The following is a 521-nucleotide window of genomic DNA, read 5'->3' on the forward strand; positions in this document are numbered from 1 at the left end:
GATTGTATTTAAAACATGGAAATCTCTTTTTGGTATCAATCGTTGTCACAATGTTAAGCGGGAACGTCTAGAATGTCATCTTTATGGCCAATTAATCGCTATTTTCCTTTGTTCTTCAACTATGTTCAAAATGAGACAACTGTTACTACAGAAAAAGCAAAAATAATTAAGTGAATATAAAGCTATTTATATGATTCAAGATCATCTGTATTTGGCGTATGAAGCTCTACAAAAAGATACAAAAGAAATAACAAAGGTTTTTCTCCAGCTTTTTAATCTCTTGCAAAAAAACGGACGGAAATCCCATCGGTATGAGAAGAAGACCGTCTTTGATATTCTGGGCATTGTATATGAGTATAGTGGTTTGAGAAGACAAAAGAAAGTTGCATAATTTTTTAAAATGATGCCTATATAGGTTTATTTGGCATGCACATTTTTAAGAGTGTACCTCTACTTTAAGAATATTTTAGCCCTGATGAACGAAAGTTCATTTTGTTTCTGTTCTTAAGTTGATGGACATG

At 32.1% G+C, this 521-nt stretch carries 1 pseudogene; it reads left to right on the forward strand.

Annotated elements, in window-relative coordinates:
* Nucleotides 1-391 (forward strand): annotated as a pseudogene (locus LOK41_RS28505) (IS4 family transposase); the annotation flags it as partial.
* Nucleotides 392-521 lie beyond the last annotated feature (130 nt).

The organism is Bacillus sp. TL12, from assembly GCF_022625245.1.
Taxonomy (GTDB): Bacteria; Bacillota; Bacilli; order Bacillales; family Bacillaceae_G; genus Bacillus_A.